We start from the raw sequence: 16,137 nt of genomic DNA on the forward strand, positions 1-16,137 counted from the left end.
GAGTTCAACTATTATAGGAGTACATTTGACCATTAAATGAAAAAGAGAGCATTTTTGCCCCCTTTCAGGAGTACATTTGACCATTAAGCCCAAAAAGCATTGGAGAATAACGTATCGTGAGGCGAATTGATCGTTTTTTGTCGGCGTGCAAGTTTTTGCGGAGCAAGATCGTGTGTGTATCGGTGTGTGTGCTTTTGGACGAAAGCCGGGTTTCTTGTGTTATGAGGGCGAGAGCAAGAGGAAAAGGAAAGATCCGTGTTGAAAACAAATAGTCTTCAACACGGATCTTTTGTATCTGTATGGAGCGTTTCGGCTTTTCGGGAGGGCGGGACGATGCTTTCGGAGCTTATCCTAAATATTTCAGCAAGATGCTGACGTTGGCCTCTTCACGAAGACGACGCAAGGCGCGCTCCTTGATTTGGCGAACACGTTCGCGAGTGAGGCTCAAAGAAGTGGCGACTTCTTCGGCCGTCATTTCGGTGCGACCGATGCCAAACAACATTTTGACCACGAGACGTTCGCGTTCGGAAAGAACTTGCAGTGCGGTGTCGATGTCGGTTGAGAGGGATTCGCGCTCCATGCTACTGTCGGTTCCGGGGGCAGAGTCGTCGGTCATGATGTCGATCATCGAGTTTGACTCGTCGTCTTGGAAGGGGGCGTCTACGCTCACCTTCTTTCCGCCGGCGTTGAGGCTGTCTTTGATGCGGTCGAGGTCGGTGTCGAGTATTTCCGACAATTCTTCGGCCGAGGGACGACGCTGATAAAGTTGTTCAAATTCCGTGCTTGCCCGACTGATTTTGGCTTGCAGACCAACTTGATTCAAGGGCATGCGAACGATGCGGCTTTGCTCACTGATGGCTTGGAGGATGCTTTGACGTATCCACCAAACGGCATAAGAGATGAATTTGAAGCCACGTGTTTCGTCGAATTTTTGTGCAGCTTTCATCAAGCCGATGTTGCCCTCGTCGATCAGGTCGTTGAGCGACATGCCTTGATTTTGATATTGTTTGGCCACGGAAACGACGAAACGCAGATTGGCTTGCACCAATCGGGTGAGGGCTTCTTGGTCGCCGTGGCGGATGCGTTGTGCAAGTTCCACCTCTTCATCCATGGTGAGGAGTTCCAAACGTCCAATTTCGGTGAGATATTTGTCGATGGCCGCATCACCGCGGTTGGTTATGCCTTGTGAGATCTTTAATTGGCGCATGTCGATGAATTTTACACTAAAATGAGAAAAGGGCACAAGTGCCCAAATGAGTTGCAAAAATACGTAACTAAGGTCGAAACTCCAAATTTTATGGGTGAAATACAAGCGGAATTGCGTTTTTTTGAAGAAAAACAAGGAATGGTGCGGATAGAATCGTATTTTTTTATAATTTCGAAGTCCCATTCTCTTTCGTACACCATGAATCATCATCAAGACATTTGCTTACCCGTGGTCAGCGAAATGCTGACACGTCTTGCCGAACGGATTGCGCCGGCCGATTTGGTGCGTATTCGGGAGGCATATGAATTTGCCCATTTGGCGCACACCGGACAGACACGGAAAACCGGAGAGCCTTACATCATTCATCCCGTGGCGGTGGCGCGCATCGTGGCAGAAGAGTTTTTGATGGACGCCAATTCGATCGTGGCAGCTTTTCTTCACGATGTGGTCGAGGACACCCCATACGGCGTGGAGGATATTCGTGAAAGATTTGGCGACGATGTTGCTTTTCTCGTAAAGGTGGTGACCAAACCCAAGGGGAAGAGCGAATGTGCCAACGACTGCAATCGTCAGGAAAATAATTTTCGACAGTTGCTCGACTCCGTGCGCCACGATCTCCGTGCGGTTTTGGTGAAACTCGCCGACCGTTTGCACAACATGCGCACGTTGGGCAGTATGCAGCCGGTCAAGCAAATGAAAATCGGCGGAGAAACCGACTTTTTCTATGCTCCTTTTGCCAATCGCTTGGGATTGCACGGGCTTCGGCGAGAATTGGAAAATCTTTCTTTCAAGTTTCGTTGTTCGGATCGTTACGAACGTCTTGAAAAGCTGTTGGCCGACGATATAGCATACAATGCGGATCGTTTGGAGAAATTCACCGAACAGATGAGAGCCTTGTTGGCCGAACATCAGTTATATGTACGTACCGAGGTGCGCTACCGCATGCCTTACAGCATAGACAAACGAATGCGGAAAACCGGGCGCGACTTCTCTCATGTGGAGCATCGATACGTCATTCGGGTGATTTATGACCGCGAACGGCTTTCGCCTCAGGATCGACAGCGACGCGATAAGGCCATTTGTCTGCGGATTTATGGTGTTCTGACCAATCATTTCAAAGAGAAAACCGGAAGTATTCTCAACTACATCGACAATCCCAAAGAAAACGGTTATCAGTCTTTCCATGTTCAGCTGCTTGGCAATGAGGGGATTTGGGAGGAGATACATATTTCTTCCGAGCAAATGGTGAAGCGCACGAAGTTGGGGCTGATACTCGATAAATTCGATGATGCCAACCAACCGTCCGTCGGCACCAATCGTTTTCTGACGAAAGACGATCGGCAGTGGTTGGATAAGTTTTGTCTGATGTTACAACAAGTGGCCGAAAATGACGGCGATGTGCAATATATGGAAGGAGTGACGGCGGCACTTTACAGCGAAGACATCACCGTCTACGACAAAGCCGGCCGTGCTTTTATGTTGCCCCAACAGGCCACGGCCATTGATTTCGCATTCGAGATTGGCAAGGGAGCGCATGCGCAATATGCACGTATCGACGGCCGCCTCGCGTCGCTCAAAACGCCATTGGAACAGGGTAACTGCGTGGAGATCAAAATTCATCCGGAGGCTGCTCCCAAGCCCGATTGGGTAAATCATATCAAGACCTACAAGGCGAAGAAATTTCTTAAAGCCTTTTTGCGGCGCACTCATCAACAAGCCCCTCATCGCTGCGAGGTTTGCGCTCCGCTTCCGGGGCAAGAAGTCATCGGCTTTGTCGAAGACGAAAAGACCACCATACACCGTCGCGACTGTCCCATGGCCATCAGTCTTTCCGCAAGGAGGAGCGATGCGATGGTCGATGTGGAATTTATGGCACAAGACCATTTGCTTTATCCCGTCAGAACGCAAATTCGTGCCATAGACCGTTGCCATTTGTTGCGCGACATCGTGTGCTGTCTGACGGAAGATCTGCATTTGTCGATGGAATACCTGCACACCGAAATGGCCGATAACATCGTGGAGTGTACGGTACACTATTCAGTCCATTCTGCCGAAGAACTTCGTGTTGCAGTGCGTCGTTTGGCCACCATTGACGGCGTCGACGAAGTGTATAAATTATAGCATTGCACAACTGCAATGGAGGTTTCCGTAAGTTCTCTCAATACCAACCAAATGAGCCGTGTCATCGTTTGAACATCGGACTTGATGTTTGGGCGTATCGCCTTCCGCCGGCTTCAAAAGAGAACCATCCGATAGGTCCCGCTTAAACCGCCACACCGCCGCGACTTCTGTTTTGAAGTTGCGGCGGTGTGGTTGGTTAAAGGAGTTCTTCCGGTCTTTCCTGTGTTACAATTCAAGATCTCCGTTGTGGATTTCGTGCCAAGGCAAACCTTGTTTGTTCAGTTCTTCCATAAAGGGATCGGGATCGAACTCTTCCACGTTGTGTACGCCCGGTTTATTCCAAAGACCAAGCATGAAGAGGCGGGCGCCGATGCAGGCCGGTACGCCCGTGGTGTAACTCACACCCTGCATGCCCGTTTCGTCGTAGGCCGCTTGGTGCGAACAGTTGTTGTACACGTAGTAAGTGCGTTCTTCGCCGTCCTTGATGCCTCGTATGCGGCAACCGATCGACGTTTCACCCTCATAGTTTTCTCCGAGATCTTGGGGGTTGGGCAGCACGGCTTTGAGGAATTGCAAGGGTTGGATCATGTGGCCTTCGTAGTTGATGGGCACAATCGAGTCCATGCCGATGTTTTGGATCACGCGGAGATGCGTGAGATATTCCTGGCCGAAAGTCATCCAGAAGCGTGCGCGTTTGATTGTGGGGAAGTTGATCACCAAACTTTCAATTTCTTCATGGTGCAGGAGGTAGCTTTCGCGCGGCCCGATGTTGGGATAGTTCAGCGTTTTATGGATTTCGAGAGGTTCGGTCTCCACCCATTTGCCGTTCTCCCAATACATTCCCTTTTGGGTGATTTCTCGAATATTGATTTCGGGGTTGAAATTGGTGGCAAAGGCCTTTCCATGGTCGCCGGCGTTGCAGTCTACGATGTCGAGGTAGTGAATTTCGTCGAAATGGTGCTTGGCGGCATAGGCGGTGTAGATAGATGTCACGCCGGGGTCGAAACCGCAACCGAGAATGGCACAAAGTCCGGCTTTCTCGAAGCGTTCGCGATAAGCCCACTGCCATGAATATTCAAAATGCGCTTTGTCTTTGGGTTCGTAGTTGGCCGTGTCGAGGTAGTTGCAGCCACATTCGAGGCAGGCCTCCATAATGGTGAGGTCTTGATAAGGAAGCGCAAGATTCATCACGAGGTCGGGTTTGAACTCGTTGAAGAGTGCCACAAGTTGCGGAATTTCGTCTGCATCCACTTGTGCGATTTTGACATCGTTGCGCAAGCCCATGTCGGCAATGCGTTGTGCGATGGCGTCGCATTTCGATTTGGTGCGGCTGGCAATCATGATTTCGTCAAAGACGTCGGAGTTTTTTGCCACCTTGACGGCCGCAACAGTGGCCACGCCGCCGGCTCCGATGATCAATATCTTTCCCATTGAAGTGTTTTGTTTTTGTTGTTTGATGAAATGCTAATGTCTGTTGTCTTCATGAAGTCGCCGCAATGCTCGATTGCCCGGCAATGGTGCGTGTCGATGCGATGTTTCATGAAAGGCGTCGGGTCTTACCGTATGATTGTCGCCTCGCGTTCGGGGCCGACGCTCAGTATGGCGATAGGCGTTTTCAGTGCTTTTTCAAGATAGTCGATATAGTCGGCATAGGCTTTCGGAAAGTCCTCTTCTCTGCGGATGTCGGAAAGCGGTGTTTTCCACCCTTCCAATTCTTCGTACACGGCCGTCCAACCTTCCGTGTCGTAGGGCATGCTTTCCGTGCGGACGCCGTTTTTCTCATAGGCCACACAGACTTTAATCTTGTCGAAGGTGTCGAGCACGTCGGCTTTCATCATCACCAAGTCCGTCACGCCATTGATCATAATGGCATATTTCAAGGCCACGAGATCGACCCATCCGCATCGGCGGTCGCGTCCGGTTACGGCTCCGAACTCTTTGCCTATTCGACGTATTTCCGTTCCCGTTTCGTCAAACAATTCCACCGGAAACGGGCCGCTTCCCACTCTCGTGCTGTATGCTTTGAAGATGCCCCACACGCGTCCCACGTTTTGAGGAGCGATGCCGAGTCCGGTACACACGCCGCCGATCGTTGTCGATGAGGAGGAAACAAAAGGATAGGTGCCGTGGTCGATGTCGAGCAATGTGCCTTGTGCTCCTTCGGCCAACACGTTTTGACCGGCTTCCAGTGCGCGGTTGATTTCGATTTCGGTGTCGCAGAGGCGGAATTTTTTCATATATTCCACACTTTCGAGCCAAACTTTCTCTTCCGCCGAAATGTCCAAGTCCCGACATCCCAAATCGTTCAATATGTCCAGATGTCGTGCTTTGAGGGCGTCATATTTCTCTTTGAAATTCTCTTCAATGTCTCCCACTCTCAAACCCACTCTCGCGGCTTTGTCGCTGTATGTCGGGCCGATGCCTTTTCCCGTCGTGCCGACTTTTGCATTGCCTTTTGCGGCTTCATAGGCTTTGTCCAGCAGTCGGTGGGTAGGCAAAATCAAGTGTGCCCTTCGGCTGATGAGGAGGCGTCGGTCGATGGAGTAGCCTGCGGCTTCGACCTCTTTGGCTTCGTTCATGAAGAGGTCGGGGGCAATGACACATCCATTGCCGATGATGTTGATTTTGTTTTCGTCGAAAATACCCGACGGTATCGAACGGAGCACAAATTTCTTACCTTCAAAAATAATGGTATGGCCGGCATTGGGGCCTCCGGCAAACCGCGCCACCAAATCGTAGCGAGGAGTGAAAAAATCCACGACCTTTCCTTTTCCTTCGTCGCCAAACACGATGCCGAGCAAGGCATCTACTTTTCCTTTTGCCATGTTTGTAGTTGAGCGTGACAATTATGAAGAACAGCCTATAAGAAGGCATGGAGAATAGAACGACATGTCTTCGTCGGCAGTCGCTGTTTCCTTTGACACCGTCGTTGCCTATCTTTTCCGCCATTCCGCTGTTGGCGATCAGTCGTGTAGCCCGCTACACTTCTTCTCCATCGGCAGACCGACGAAAAACAAAAGCAAATCAAATCTCAATTCCTTCCCAATACTTGCTTGTTCTTCGATATAAATGGTTGTTTTCGCTACAAAGATAAGGTTTCCGCTGCGAATATGCAAAAAAACTTTTGTATTTTTGCTACCTCAAAGCTCGTTGGCGTTTCTCCTCCTTTCTGCTTTTTGAGAGGAGGCGGAAGGCGTTGTTTTTTCAAGGGCTTTTTCTCTTCAATCGACACTGTCATGATCACCACCCTCCAACTTCGTGTCACTCCCGACATCGCTTTTGTTGCTTCCACCCTTCGCCGTCATGTGGCGCAAGAGCTGTCGGTGGAACCACACGAGATACGCGCCCTTCGCCCCAAGAAGCGAAGCATCGATGCGCGCCAACGCACCATTTTTGTCAATCTCACGCTTGAAGTCTACATCAACGAAAATCCCTGCACAACGGCCTATGAGCGCATCGACTATCCCGATGTGTCCAAATCTCGTTCCGTCGCGGTGGTCGGTGCAGGCCCTGCCGGTTTGTTTGCCGCGCTGCGCCTGATCGAACTGGGCATCCGCCCGATCGTGTTGGAACGTGGGCGCGATGTTCGTGCCCGTAAGGCCGATTGCGCCCGCATTTCTCGCGAGCACGTTGTCGATCCCGATAGCAATTATGCCTTTGGCGAAGGCGGTGCGGGAGCTTATTCCGACGGCAAACTCTACACGCGCTCCAAAAAGCGTGGTGACGTCGATCGCATACTTCGCATTTTTTGCCAACACGGAGCCTCCACCGACATTCTTGCCGACGCCCACCCTCACATCGGCACCGATCGTCTGCCGGCCATTATCGAAGCCATGCGCGAACAGATTAAAAGTTGCGGCGGCGAGGTGCATTTTCTCACCCGTGTCGATCGACTCCTCTTTTCGGCCGATCGGAGCGAGGTGCTCGGTGTAGGTTGCGCCGACGGTCGCGAATTTCATGCTCCCGTCATTTTGGCTATCGGCCATTCCGCCCGCGACACCTATCGCTATCTCCGCGCCGCCGGTGTCGATGTCGAACAAAAAGGCGTGGCCATGGGCGTTCGGTTGGAACACCCTTCTTGTCTTATCGACAAAATCCAATACCACAACCCCATGGGGCGCGGCAAATATCTCCCTGCCGCCGAATACGCTTTTGTGCAGCAAGTGGGCGGCCGTGGCGTGTATAGTTTCTGCATGTGTCCCGGCGGCTATGTCGTGCCTGCGGCCACCGCAGACGAACAACTCGTGGTCAATGGCATGAGCCCTTCCAGTCGCGGTGGCAAATGGTCGAACTCCGGCATGGTGGTGGAAACGCGTCCCGAAGATCTCGACGGCGAGTTGAAGCCGTTTCTTGACGAAGCCATGAACGACGACAGTTTTGCCGCTCTCCATGCCGACATCGACGATCGGGGCAATCCGCTTCGCATGATGTATTTGCAAGAAGCCATTGAGCGTGCGGCTTGGATACAGGGCGGTCGTTCGCAATGTGCGCCGGCTCAACGCATGGCCGACTTTGTGAACGGGCGTCTTTCGGCCGATCTTCCCCGCACCAGTTATGCCCCCGGTGTCATCGCCTCTCCCCTGCATTTTTGGATACCGCGTTTCATCGGTTCCCGTCTTCGCGAAGGGTTTGCCGTCTTCGGTCGCCGCAGTCGGGGTTTTCTCACCAACGAAGCCGTTCTCATCGCCGCCGAAACACGCACTTCGGCACCTCTCCGCATCACGCGCACGACCGACACCCTTCGCCACATCCGCCTCTCCGGCCTCTATCCTTGCGGCGAGGGGGCAGGCTATGCCGGCGGCATCGTTTCGGCCGCCATGGACGGCGAACGCTGTGCGGAGGCCGTGGCAGCGGCTCTTGCCGAAAAATGACGCGAAACGGGCACGCGCCGACAATCGGGCTTGCCGATTTTTAAGTCGGAAAAAATCTCCGCCGACATCGGAAAAAGAAAACGACAACTCTTTTTCTTCCGATGTCGGCGGAGAAATCGTTTTCTACGTCGATTTTCTACCCTTATTTTTGTTTTTTGCCGTTTTGCTTCCGCTAAAACGCTTATCATCCTGATAATTAGCAAGTTTCTTGCGAAGGCAAGTGAAGGCAAACCTTTAAGGGGATTTTTAATAATCTAAAAATCAGCACCCTTACGGTGAAGGCAAAAACACTCTTTGCCTTCACTTGCTTTCACTGACGAAAGACGAAACAACGGCTTTTTCGAGGGAGTGAAAGCAAAAACAAGACCCAATCCCCTGATATTCATACTCTTGCAATCTCTTATTTCATTTTGCCTTCACTTGCTTTCACCGTAAGTCGTTTGATAGTCAGATAATTAAGTCGTTTAGCGGAGGCAGTGAAGGCAAAAAGTCATCATAAGGGTAACGCGCGCGTGCGCGAGAGAGAGTATTTCGGAGAAATGGAAATGTCGAAACGCTCACGCCCTCCTTTGTAGAAAAACTTACCTCAGAGGCCGACGCGCCTGCGCCTTATGTAGATTTTCCGCCGCGTGGTGTAGGTGATCCGAAAAGCGATGTCCTTTTTCTCAACCGACGCCTCCTGCCCTTTTCGGTCAGAAGGGATAACCGATGGCAAAATGGTAGGCCAAACCGTCGCGGAAGCGGGGAATGTTGTAAAAGCCTTTTCGCTCCGTGGTGTAGGGAGCGTGTAGGCCGATGCCGACATCGAAGCGGAGCACGAGGAATTGCAGGTCGTAGCGCAGCCCGAAGCCCGTGCCGACGGCGATGCGTCGCAGATTGGTGGCCGAGATCTCTCCTTGGGGGCGCAGAAGGTCGGATTTCATGAGCCAGATGTTGCCGGCATCGAGGAAGACCGCGCCGTGGAGCGAACCAAAAAGATGTGCCCGCAGTTCGGCGTTGGCTTCGAGTTTGATGTCGCCCGTTTGGTCGATGTAGGAGTAGACGGAAGTCGGGGCATCGTAGCCTCCGGGGCCGGCGGTGCGCACGCTGAATGCGCGCACGGAGTTGGCACCTCCGATGTAGAACTGCTCGCTGTATGGCGCGTGGGAACTGTTGCCATAGCTATACACCGCGCCGGCAAAGGCACGGGTGGCCAGACGAAAGCGCGAAGAGAGCATGCGCGAATAGCGGAACTCGGCCGTGGCTTTGACGAATTGTGCAAAGGGCGAGCCGAAAAGCAGTTTTTCTTGGGTCGAAAACGATTTTCCGAAAGCCTTGTAGAAGGCCGAAAGCACATTGCCCGACTCTTTGACGGTGAACTGCATCCACTTGGGATGACGAGAGGTTTCGCGGGAGCGATAGGTGAAGCTGTAAGACAAAGAGGGAATGAACTGATTGCGCATCGAGGCAAAGAGTGCCGGATTGGCCGAAGTGATTGAATCGAATGCCGCGGTGGTGCTGAGGATGCGGTTGTATTCGAGATTGAGGAGGGTCAGCTCGTGCGTGTAGCGGGGATGTCTATACCATTTGTAGGTCATGTCGCCGCCCATGGTGACAAGTTGGAAAAATCCGGATCGGTTGCGCCAGTCGGCATTGAGCGAAAACACGGTGGAACCGACGACGGGACGGTTTTGTCCTGTTAAAAAGGCCGGCTGCAAGTGGGGGGAAGGCCGTCGGGCAAGGGTGTCGGTGAGGCTGCGGTGAAACATGCGGTCGGCGCGGCTCTGCATGAAGCCGGGAAGGAGCAGGCGCGGAAACTTAAAACTCAACTGCGTGCCCAACTGATAGCTGTTGAGCAGAGAGTTGCCGCCGTTGCGGCCGCTGCCCATTTGCCAGTCGTAGTTGCCGTTGATTTTGAATTCCACCGTTTCGCCTCCTCGAAAGGCATTGTGTTTGGCCAATTCGTAGCTCACGCCCGGCCCGATTTGTTCGTTGGATTTGAGGGTGCCATACATCTCAAACGAAGAGTCGTAGGCCGGTGCCATGTTGGCCGTGATGTAGAGGTCGAGGGTGTCGGCGGCAGAGGTGGTGTCTTGGGGAACGTAGTCGATGTCCATCGAGGAAAACACGCCCATGCCGTAAAGGCGTTCGAGCGTGGATCTCTGATCGGCCAAGGAGTAGAGATTGCCGTGGCGGTGGGCAATGGCGCGCTGCCAAATGCCGGCTCGCAAGGGGATTTTTTTTCCGGAAAAACGAAAGGTGTAGTTCGGCACTTCGAGCGTGGCGGCCACGGGAGTTCCTTTGGCGTCGCGGATTGTGATGTGGGTGTGGCCGATGTGCCACGGGCGGCGTGCGTTTTGCGGACGTCCGGGAGAGGGCAGCACACGCAGTTGCACAAATCCCTTTTGCGCCATTGTGTCGGCTTGAAAGACGGTGTGTCCCGGTGCATAGAAGAAATAGCCGTTGTTGCGCATGAGGGTTTCGATGCGCGATTGTTCTCCCGTCAGATGTCGCACGTTGAAAGCCTCGCCCTTTCGGAGGAGGCATTCGCGTCGGGTGCGGCTCAGCAGGGAGTCGGCCACGGGATCGAAACCGACATAGGCCACGGAGTCGAGATAGAACAAGCGGCCGGGCTTGATGTAGTAGGCCAAACGCGCTTTGCGGCGATCGGGGGAAACGAGCACTTCATGGTCGGTTTCGGCACGAAAATATCCGAAGTTACGCAGCGTGTTGGCGGCCACCTTGGCACGTGTGGCCGGCGACACGTTGGACACCAAAATGGGGGCTTCGGCAAACGTGTTGAACAACCATTTGCCGACGGCGGTTTCCGAGTCTGCAAATTGATTGTAGACCCTCAGTCCGAATTTCAACGGAGAGGTGAACGACGACGATCCGAAGAGCGCGCCGTTGGGGGCATAGGCCAGCACGGCCGAAATCTCTTCGCGGGCTTCGGTCATGGTGCGGCGTTCCGATTTCTCGCGAATCTTTTGTCGGCGCCGCTCTTCTTTGGCCAACTTCGCAGCTTGTGCGGCTTTTTCGCTTTCCGTGAGCGGTGTTTTTCGGGCGTTTCCGCTCATCACGCTTTCCACCGTTCCGACGGCGTCGGCGATCGAGGCGATGACTCCCGTCGAGTCGGTAGGAGTATTGCGGGGAGCGATGCCCGACGAACGCTCCGTTTCGTAAACGATGCGTTTGATGCCGGTATAGAGATACTCGCCGGAGGGGACGTGTTCGGTGATTGAGCAGGAAGACAACGCCGACACGACCGCCGCAAGGCATCCGCACAAATGGAGAGAGATGCGTTTCATGAGGTTATGGCTGTGTTTCGGAAGTGGGGGAAGGACGAGGAGTTTTTTTGCGTCGGAAAAGGAACAGGTCGCCGATGTTGTCGCTTTTGCGACGCAACACGAGGCCGGCTCCGGTTTTCATGAGCGTGCCTTCGAGCGGATCGTGACTGTCGCGGTCGTAGAACACGCGGACATAGCGTGAGCCCGACGTGTCGAGGCGATATTCGAGCGCGATGTTGTCGATGAAGGACTCGGAATTGTTGGTGGCTTCTGCACCCGTCGAAACCTTACCGCCGATGATGACGCGCATACGATTGTTCCAAAAGCGTTTGGAGAACTGGAAAGAGTAGTCGGTCGTGGCGGCCCCCGAAGCACTGACGCCGCTTTCAAGCCCGAGCGAGACGTCGATGGTGGAGAGTGCCTTGCCGGCGATGTTCTGAATTTCGCTTTGCAGAAAAGCATTGAGTGCGTTGGAGGCTTTCAAACCGCCGGCGGAGAGATTGTCGTCGCTGATGTACATGCCCGTGGCCAAGAGGGCGACGGCCGCTTTGCCGCGATCTTCCGAAGACATGGCCGCCAAACGGTTTTGGAGCGAAAGATCTTCGGGGGCTTCGATAATGAATTCGAGTCCCATGTCTTCGAGCGTACGAGTGATATTGACACCGGCATTGAAAACGACGGCTCTTTGTCGATTGTCTTCGGTGATGATGGTCTTGATGCGATCGGTGGCTTTGATGCCGAGGGTGGGATTCATCACATCGCCCTTGAACTCCACGAACGATCCGGGGACAAGCGTAAACGTGCGCAGCGGAATGACGGGCAACTCATAGTTCATCTTGCCTTCGTCGAGTGTGAGCCGTCCCGTGAGCCGCATTTCTCCTTGTCGGGTCATGCGCAGGCGGAGGTTGCCCTCGCCCGAAACATCGACATAGCTTTCGCCGTCGTTGGAGAGGAAGCAGTGGAAGTTGGCTCCGGGATGCACATTGACGCCGAGCGATAGATCGAAACCGGAGGTTTTCTCTTCTTGGGGAAGTGCCACGGCGATTGTGTCGGAGAAGTCCGTGAAAGTGACCAAGCCGTCGAGTTCGTCGTTCACGCTCAGCGGCGAGTTCATCAGCAGATAGGTGACATCGGTCGAGCCGAGCACGTCGAGTCGTCCTTTTACCCGCATTTTGTCGAGCGTGCCGCGAACGGTGCCCGAAAAGTCGGTGAAGACCTTGCCGTACACCAGCGATTCGCGCTGCCTGCGGGCATTGATCAGTGCAAAGTTTTCGGCTTTCATGTCGAGGGCAAGTCGAATGTCGTCGAGCCGGCTCATGTCGATGTGCCCATTGAGGGTGAGGGCATTGTCGTCGGTGGAGGTGAGGGCATAGTCGGAAAACTCCAATCGGGAGTTGTTGAACTCCACGGGGCGTTCGTCCATGGCGAAGTCCACGCCGTAGACTTTGCTGTAAATGTGGGCGTCGTTGAGATCAAGACGGCCGTTAATGAGGGGAGCATCGAGTTTTCCCGAAAGACGGATCGCTCCCTCGCCGATGCCTTTCAGCGCAAATTCGGTGCCTTCAAAAAATCCGTTGAGCAGGTGGAGCGGAAAGGATTTCAATTCGGCTGTTCCCACAAACGAACCTTCGCCTTTGTTGAAATAGGAGCCGCTGCATTCGGCCACCTCCTGCCCCTCAAAGGTGATGAAAACGTCGGCATAGTGTTCGTCGTTGTCTTTGGGCATATAGACCAGTTCTGCGCCGAGTGTGCCGAGTGTCGCGCCTTCGTAGGAGAAGTTGCGCGCCTCCATGGTGCCCATGGCCGAAAGGTGGCGGTGGTCGTCGATGAGGTGGAAGTCGCCGCTCAAATGTCCGCCCATTTCGGGAAGATAGGGCACGACGTTCGACAGCTCTTTCAGATTTACCTCTTTGAGAGAGAAGGTGATGTCGTTTTTCGTCGGGTCGGCTCCTGCGCTGTACACTTGCAGACCCGTTCCATCGTCGGCCAGCAAATTCAGGTCGGCGCGTATGGTGCGATCGTTGCCGAAAAAGATGAAGTTGTCGGGATTGAGCACGAAGCGTCTGTAAGCCACAATGGCGGTTTCGGGATAGAAACTCAGTTTCGTGCCGCCGGCTTCGAGAGTGGCTTTTGCTCCCAAGCTCAATCCGGTTTCTCCGCTTCCGTCGGCAAAAGAGAGGTCGGCTCCCACGCCGTTTTCAAACAAATAAGCGTTCAGCCGGGCGGTGAAGGGATTGGGGTTGGTGTGGCGGTCGTTGTGGATCGTGCCTTTGAGTTTCATCCCCTCGTCGTCGTGTGTCAATGAGGCGTGCAGAGTGTCGATGACGAGGCCTCCCTTTTCCAGACCGCCGGCGCGGAAATGGCCGTTGAGACCCGCCGCAGGGTCGCTGTCGAGACGCAGTGAGAGGTTGGAGAGCCGATAGTCGAAGTGGCGCAAAATGCCCGAAAGCGGATTTTCCGTGCCTGCCGCGAGGTGGAGCGAGACTTCGGGGAGGGCATTGCGGAGTGTGGTTTGGTCGATGTGGCGTCGGTCAATTTGTCGGGCAATCATGTCGGAGAGTTGCGCCATGCGTCGAGCGAGGCGTTCCCAGCCGTCGGCAGCCGTCATCTCAAAGGAGAGGTCACCGGCCGAAAGCTGGGCGGAGGTGGCGTTGAGCGTGGAAACAAAATCAAAGTCTATGTCGCGCAACATCAAACCGCGGCGGGGCGTGATGATTCTGATGTTGTTGAGTCGGCCGTCGGCCGAGAGACGATCGAAGTCTTGCGATGTTTTCAACGCTCCTTTGAAACCGAAACCGAGGGTGGTCGTGTCGGTCGAAGCCGTCAAACGCTGCATGTCGAGGCGGTCAATGGCAATGTCGAACTCCGCGTCGTAGATGCGCCGCAATTTGGCGGCAACGTCCGCACGTCCGCTGACCAGTGCATTGTCGGCAGAAAGTTGCAATCGTGCGTTGCCTTTTTCCACGTCAGCCGACAGAGAGAGGCCGCCGAGCGGAAAGCGATCGTAGTGAAGTTGGCTGATTTTGGCATCGGCATGGAGGTGAGAGTGTGTGCCGAGCGGATCGAAACCTTTGCCATGGAGAGAAAAATGTCCGGAGAGCGGTGTGAACGGACTGGCGTTGAGAAACTGAGAAATGGAGAGGCGCGTGATGCGTGTGTTCAGCGCATAGCGTTCGACAGAGAGATCGACTTCGGCATTTCCGACCAGTTGGCCGTCATCGGGCATTATCCGGAAGTCGGAGCGATAGCGGTTGCCGCGAAAATCGACATTGCCGCCGAGCGTGAAGTGTCGCGGAAAGCGAATTGTGGTTCGGAGGTCGGGGGGCAACAAGGAGCGCACCGGCGCAAGATTGTGGCCTGCGGCCGAAAAAGAGATGTGTCCCGATCGGTGCGGAGCCGATACCGCATTTACAAAGCCTTTGGCCGACAGCGTTGCCATGTCGGGAAGGCGGAGCGTCAGTTCGCGGAGGGCAAGACTGTTCATGTTGCCCTCGGCCTCGGCTTTCACGGCGATGAGCGGTGCCGGAAGGGCTTGATGCAGATGACGTTGCCATGTTTGCCGCTCGGTCGGGGTGAGCACGTCGTGGGCAGTGTGGATCAGGTCGTCCATACCGATGTGGCCGTTGAGCAAGAGGTGCATGCGACCGCCTTTGCCGACGGTGAGTGCATTCCGGTCGAGCTCGACGGCGGCGTCGATGCGCGAATGAGGGGTGCGGAAACGGAGGTCCGGAAGTGAGAGTCGCAAACTGTCGGTGTAGACACGGCCGGCGATTTCGGATACGGAAAGACCTCGCAGGTGTTCGGAGAAACTGACATGCCGCACACCGCATTGCAGACGAGAATGCGAATCATAACTCAACGTATCGACCACAACCGAGAGGTGGCGAATGTCGAAAAGAGCATCTTGCGGCAGCGGCAGGGCAGAGGTATTCATCGAAACGGCACCGTCGGCAATGGTCAGGCGGCGGAAAGCGTGGTACGGTCGGCCTAAATCAAACGTACCTCCCACAAGACGGGCATCGCCCATGTGAGCCGAGAGGTGGAGCGTGTCGCCGGGCATGGACACGGAGAGGCGAGAGTGGCGAATTTGTGCTTGCCCCACTTCGATCACCCAACGGCTTGGGGCGGAGGCGGTGTCTTTTTGTGCCGTGTCAGACAGAGCAATGGCCAAATCGGCACCGGAGAGCAAAAGACGGTCAAGGCGCATCTTTTCTTTTGAACCGTCGACACCGACCGTTTCGACCGAAAGTCGCGCCACGAACCCCTTGATGCGCACATCGGGCACGAGCTGTTTGGTGCTGAGCCGCACCGTTTCCAAGTCGAAACCGGAAATGTCGGCACGTCCCTGCCACAACGGAAGAAAGGCGACGTCCAACAGCAAACCGTCGGCCTGCACGAGGGTGTCGCCTTCGGCATCGACGGCGGAGAAACCGTTGAGTCGAAAGTCGAAGAAGGGGGTGAGGCGAATGTTGTCAATACTCGCCCTGATGCCCGTTTTTTCTTCCAATGCCGACATGGCTTTGTCTGCCGCCCACCGCTGAACGGGAGGGAGGTAGAACAAGGCCATGAGGAGAAACACAAGGCCGACGAGCACTCCGAGAGAGATGCTCGCGGCTTTGCCGAATTTATGCAATCTTGTCATATCGGGAGGTGGGGCGGCCGAAGCCGCAGG

The 16,137-nt window shown here is 54.4% G+C and carries 7 protein-coding genes; 2 read left to right on the forward strand and 5 right to left on the reverse strand.

What is annotated here, in order from left to right; genetic code table 11:
• Nucleotides 1–346 precede the first annotated feature (346 nt).
• Entirely contained in the window at nucleotides 347–1,207 is an 861-nt protein-coding gene (locus EII14_RS06745) for an RNA polymerase sigma factor RpoD/SigA (RefSeq protein WP_124931785.1), read from the reverse strand.
• Between the two features lie 198 nt (nucleotides 1,208–1,405).
• On the opposite strand from EII14_RS06745, the gene EII14_RS06750 reads away from it, so the two are divergent.
• Complete coding sequence (locus tag EII14_RS06750) at nucleotides 1,406–3,328, forward strand: HD domain-containing protein (RefSeq protein WP_124931786.1); 1,923 nt, start codon at nucleotides 1,406–1,408, stop codon at nucleotides 3,326–3,328.
• Nucleotides 3,329–3,553: 225 nt separating this feature from the next.
• Here EII14_RS06750 and EII14_RS06755 read toward each other — a convergent pair whose 3' ends face one another.
• Both EII14_RS06755 and EII14_RS06760 read right to left on the reverse strand, forming a co-directional pair.
• Nucleotides 3,554–4,759, reverse strand: a complete 1,206-nt coding sequence (locus EII14_RS06755) for a saccharopine dehydrogenase family protein (RefSeq protein ID WP_124931787.1) — start codon at nucleotides 4,757–4,759, stop codon at nucleotides 3,554–3,556.
• A gap of 125 nt (nucleotides 4,760–4,884) precedes the next feature.
• Nucleotides 4,885–6,153, reverse strand: a complete 1,269-nt coding sequence (locus EII14_RS06760) for an adenylosuccinate synthase (RefSeq protein ID WP_124931788.1) — start codon at nucleotides 6,151–6,153, stop codon at nucleotides 4,885–4,887.
• A gap of 411 nt (nucleotides 6,154–6,564) precedes the next feature.
• On the opposite strand from EII14_RS06760, the gene EII14_RS06765 reads away from it, so the two are divergent.
• Entirely contained in the window at nucleotides 6,565–8,199 is a 1,635-nt protein-coding gene (locus EII14_RS06765) for an NAD(P)/FAD-dependent oxidoreductase (RefSeq protein WP_124931789.1), read from the forward strand.
• Nucleotides 8,200–8,891: 692 nt separating this feature from the next.
• Here the strand turns inward: EII14_RS06765 and EII14_RS06770 are convergent.
• Together EII14_RS06770 and EII14_RS06775 are read right to left on the reverse strand one after the other, a co-directional pair.
• Nucleotides 8,892–11,486, reverse strand: a complete 2,595-nt coding sequence (locus EII14_RS06770) for a BamA/TamA family outer membrane protein (protein ID WP_233569401.1) — start codon at nucleotides 11,484–11,486, stop codon at nucleotides 8,892–8,894.
• 4 nt (nucleotides 11,487–11,490) lie between these two features.
• Nucleotides 11,491–16,107: a translocation/assembly module TamB domain-containing protein gene (locus tag EII14_RS06775; RefSeq protein WP_124931790.1), complete on the reverse strand. Its 4,617-nt coding sequence runs from the start codon at nucleotides 16,105–16,107 to the stop codon at nucleotides 11,491–11,493.
• Nucleotides 16,108–16,137: the final 30 nt, after the last annotated feature.

It is taken from the genome of Alloprevotella sp. OH1205_COT-284 (genome assembly GCF_003859795.1).
Taxonomy (GTDB): domain Bacteria; phylum Bacteroidota; class Bacteroidia; order Bacteroidales; family Bacteroidaceae; genus Alloprevotella.

Coding starts and splice junctions, on each gene's coding strand:
- EII14_RS06745 (WP_124931785.1), bottom strand. CDS start 1,207: ATGCGCCAATTAAAGATCTCACAAGGCATAACCAACCGCGGTGATGCG.
- EII14_RS06750 (WP_124931786.1), top strand. CDS start 1,406: ATGAATCATCATCAAGACATTTGCTTACCCGTGGTCAGCGAAATGCTG.
- EII14_RS06755 (WP_124931787.1), bottom strand. CDS start 4,759: ATGGGAAAGATATTGATCATCGGAGCCGGCGGCGTGGCCACTGTTGCG.
- EII14_RS06760 (WP_124931788.1), bottom strand. CDS start 6,153: ATGGCAAAAGGAAAAGTAGATGCCTTGCTCGGCATCGTGTTTGGCGAC.
- EII14_RS06765 (WP_124931789.1), top strand. CDS start 6,565: ATGATCACCACCCTCCAACTTCGTGTCACTCCCGACATCGCTTTTGTT.
- EII14_RS06770 (WP_233569401.1), bottom strand. CDS start 11,486: ATGAAACGCATCTCTCTCCATTTGTGCGGATGCCTTGCGGCGGTCGTG.
- EII14_RS06775 (WP_124931790.1), bottom strand. CDS start 16,107: ATGACAAGATTGCATAAATTCGGCAAAGCCGCGAGCATCTCTCTCGGA.